2 protein-coding genes and 1 pseudogene are annotated in these 4029 nt (G+C 78.7%); all 3 read right to left on the bottom strand.

The annotated features are described in order from the left end of the window. Positions 1 to 503, bottom strand: a pseudogene (locus ACWEN3_RS42870) (aKG-HExxH-type peptide beta-hydroxylase); the annotation flags it as partial. Beyond that, positions 500 to 781: a hypothetical protein gene (locus ACWEN3_RS42865; protein ID WP_452983084.1), complete on the bottom strand. Its 282-nt coding sequence runs from the start codon at positions 779 to 781 to the stop codon at positions 500 to 502. The pseudogene ACWEN3_RS42870 and the gene ACWEN3_RS42865, both read right to left, overlap by 4 nt. Positions 782 to 873: 92 nt before the next feature. Beyond that, positions 874 to 4029: SAV_2336 N-terminal domain-related protein (locus ACWEN3_RS42860; protein WP_452983082.1), on the bottom strand; the 3156-nt coding region annotated here is incomplete at its 5' end.

Here is a 4029-nt window from a genome sequence, read left to right as displayed (position 1 = left end):
GAGACCGGCGCCGGCATCGAACTGCCGCCCGCCGCCCGAGTGCCGGCGGGCAGGGTGCGGGTGGTGGTGAACCGGCAGCCGGCCCGCAGGGCGGCGGCGACGGCGACCCCGCCCAGATGGGCGAGCCCGTCCTCGAAGGCCGGTCCGTCGGGCGCGGCGAGCAGGTCGGCCAGCCAGGCGCCGGTCGTCGGGTAGTCGAGGACGGCGCGTACGGCCGTGGCGCCGGTCCGCTCCGCCCGTTCCAGCAGCGCCCAGTCGTCCTCGAAGCGCCGCCGCACCGCCACCGGCAGTGCGCCGCGCCGCCGGTCCACCCGGACCAGGAGCGACTTCAGCAGAAGCATCCGGCGGGCGTGCAGGGCACCGCGCAGGATCCCGGTGGCCCCGGCCGTCGGCCGGGTGCGCGCCAGGTCGAGGAGGGCCTCGGCCAGGACCGGCGCGGGAGCCGCGCCCGCGGATTCGGCGGCGCCGGGCCGGTCCGCGGGGGCGGCGCGGTCGGGGGTCATGCCACGGTGTCCTCGCCGTGCAGGGACCGTGGCGCGTGACCGGCCGAAAACATATGCCCCGTGGGTCTGCCCGGCACGATCTCGTCGTCGCTGCCGGTGGTGTACCAGACCCGGCGCAGCCCCTCGGAGTCCGCCAGCACCGCGTCCACCGCGGCGAGCACCGCCGGATCGTCCATGGCGCGCAAGGTCCGCAGGTCGACGTCGGTGAGGTCGGGCGGGAACGCGACCTCTCCGGCGTCCTCGCCGAGGCCGGCCACCCCTGTCCTTCGCTCCCCCACCCTCGGCTCCTCCCTGCCCCACGCCCGCCCCGCGCAGCCGCAGTGGCTGCCGACTTCTTCCCGACAGGCAGGTGACAGAAACCCTGGAGGGCTCAACTCCGGTCAAGTTCGCCCGAGTTGATCCATTCCTGTGTCCATGGCCACCATGGCGGGGCGATATCCCGCCATGTCTGCGCCGGCATCGACCGGGCGTCTCCCGCCGGTGGTTCCCGTTCCGCCCGCCGGGTCAGCTCGACATCGGCCCAGTCGACCTCGTGCAGCGCGCCGACGAGCCGCTGCCACTGCTCCCGCGCCGCCCGGAACGCCCCGCGGGCCGCGCCGGGGCGCCCCATCAGGGCGAGCACGGTGCCGGTGCCGTGCCGGGCCCGCGCCGCCGTCACGGAGCCCGGGTCGCCGCCGTGCGCCGCCTGCGCCTCCCGCTCGGCGTTCTCGTACGCCTGGAGCGCGTCCACCAGGACCGGGGCGCCGGCGTGGTACCAGCCCTCCAGCCGCACCCGCCCCAGCTGCAGCCACACCTCGGCCCGTACGGCCGCGTCGGTCGCCGCGCGCACCGCCTGGCCGAGCAGGTGCCGGCTCTCGAACAGGTCGGGCAGGAAGCCGACATGGCGGAACCGCTGGGCGAGCGCGCTGCCGACCAGCCCCTGCAGGCGGCCCCGGTGCGCGGACCGGGCGGGCAGCGCCGTGAGCGCCTCGCGCAGCACGGACTCGGCCCGGTCCACGGTGCCCGCGCCGTCCGCCGCTGAGGCCCGCCTGAGCAGCGACTCGCCCCAGGCGGCCAGGAGCCGGAACCGCCGGGTGCCGTCGGCGGGGGCGAGCCGCACGGCCCGCTCCCACGCCTCGTCGGCCTCCCGGTGCTCCCCCGCCGCGTCGTGGAACGCGGCCAGGGCGGCCAGGCACGGCACCAGCAGCGCGGGGTCGTCCCCGGCGGCCTGCCGGGCCCGTCGCAGCGCCTGCCGGATCTCGGCGTCCTCGGCCCCGGCCCCGCGCAGCGCCCGCGCCAGGTCGAGCAGCGCGGCGCCCCGTACGGCGTCGGCGGCCCCTTCCGCGTCCAGCAGCGCACAGCCCTCGCGCAGTTCGGCGGTGGCCGCGCCGGGCCGCCGCAGATCGAGCAGCAGCCGCCCGCGCAGCAGCAGCCGGGACCGGTGAGCCGTGACCTCCCACGGCACGCCGTCCCCCGGCGCCCCGGCCCTGCCCCGGGGGCGCTGCGGCACATCGGCCCCGCCCGGGACACCGGCTTCGAGTGCGCGCGCCTCGGATGCGCCGGTCCCGGATGCGTGGGCCTCGGATGCGCCGGTCGCGTGGGCGGAGGGCCCGTCGAACCGGCCCCCGGCCTCCGGCGGCGGAGCCCCCTCGTCCCGTACCGCCGCCGACAGCCATGTCCGTGCCCGTTCGGCCAGCTCCGGCCAGGGTGGGCCCTCCGGGTCCAGGACCGTGAGCGCGGCGCCGAGGTGCTCGGGGTCCGCCGTCAGCCGCCACAGCTCGCGTCGGCAGGAAGCCAGCTCCAGGGCGGCGTCGACCCGTTCGCGGCTGCCGGCGGCGGCCGTGTGCGCGGCGGCGAGCGCGGCGGCCGCTTCGCGCAGCAGCTCGGCCCGCCGGCCCTCCGCGCGCGCGGCCGCCGTCCCCGCCTCGGCGCGCAGCACGCGCCCGAGGAGCAGGCGGGCGCGGGCGTCGCCGCCCGGGTCCGGGGCGGTCGCGGAGCCGGCGCCTGCGGTCACGGCGCGGATCTGGTCCCGGGCGCGCCGCAGCGCCTCCGGGTCGGCCAGCTGCTGCCACTGGACGAGCAGCCGCTCGGTCTCGGTCAGCGGGTCGGGGGTGACCAGGTCCGGCAGGTAGAAGCGCAGCACGCGGGCGGGGATGCGGGCGAACAGCTCGGCCTCGACGCTGCCGCCGCCGTCCCCGGTGCCGTCGGCGAGCGGGCCGGTGCCGGCCGCCGGGTCGCGGTCGGCGAGCCGGGCCGCGGCCAGGGCGGCGAAGTTGCGGGTGCCCTTGCCGAAGTGCCGTTCCACATAGGCCGAGCAGTGCTTGAGGACGAGCCCGGCGGTGTCCTGGTCGAGGGAGGACAGGAGCACGTCCTGCACCCGGGCCGAGTAGGCGAAGCACGGCTGGTCCTCGGTGCCGGGGAGCTGGGTGAGCAGCCCGCCGAGCAGGACCTCGGCCAGTTCCATGGGGCCGGTGTCGGGCAGCATGGCGCGCTGGACCAGTTGCATCACCGGCAGGGTGAGGGGCGCGGCGGCGAGATAGACGGCCAGCCGGAGGGCGCCGGGCGAGGCGCCGGCGCGGAAGGCGCGCAGCAGGTCGTCGTCGCCGCGCGGGGACGGGACGCCGTCGGCCGCGCCGGCCGCCGCCGTGCCGGGGTGGGCGTAGGCGGCCCAGGCGTGCTCGCTGGTCGGGCCGGTGCCGGCGAGCAACCGGGCGAAGGCATGGAAGGCCTCGGGGGTCGGCTGGAGGACGGGCACGGGCCGGGCGCTCGGCGGCGGTTCCTCCCAGGGCTCGTCCTCGGGCAGGAAGTCCAGGCGCCCGCCGGTCTCCCCGGCGCGGAACAGCACGCCGGGTTCGGCGGGCAGCGCGGTACGGCCCCACAGCCGGGGCGGCAGCGGCTGCACCACGGCCAGCGGGGCGGTGCGGGGCCATCCGTGCAGCAGCCGCTGGGCGGTGCCGTTCTGCCACAGCGGGCCCACGCAGTCGCTGATGACGAAGGTGAGCCGGCGCCCGCTGGGGTCGTGGAGTTCCTCGGCCGCGCGCAGCCGGGTGTGCCGGCCGGGGCCCGCGGTCGTACCCACGAGCGGGCTCCCGGAGCCGTCGGCGTACAGGTGGTGGACCCGGACGGAGGCGAACGCGCCGGACTGCTGGCAGGCCTGCCGGAGTTCCTCGACCATCTGTCCCCAGACGGCCATCGCGGGGCCGGTGTCCATGAGCAGCTGGACGTCGCAGCGCCGGCGGCGGCCGGGGCGGGTGACGGGCAGCAGGATGCCGCTGGCGGCGGCGCGTTCCGCGGTGGCCTCCTCGTCGATCCGCTCGTCCCGGGCGGGGCCGGAGGCGGTGCGGTACCGGCCGAGGGCGCGCAGCGCCTTCTCCAGTTCGAGCAGTCCGGGCAGGGCGCCGGCGGCGGGAGCGCGGACCGGGAAGGCGGCGGGGGCGCCCTCGGCCCCGGGACGGGGACCGGGGGCCGCGTCGGTGTGCGGGCCGGGGGTGTGCAGCGGGACGGCGGGAGCGGAGGTCTCCGGGGGCGGTGGGGGCGGGGCCTGCTC

The sequence above is a fragment of the Streptomyces sp. NPDC004561 genome (assembly GCF_053602155.1).
The sequence above is the reverse complement of the archived record's forward strand: the minus strand, read 5'-3'. Positions and strand labels throughout refer to the sequence as shown.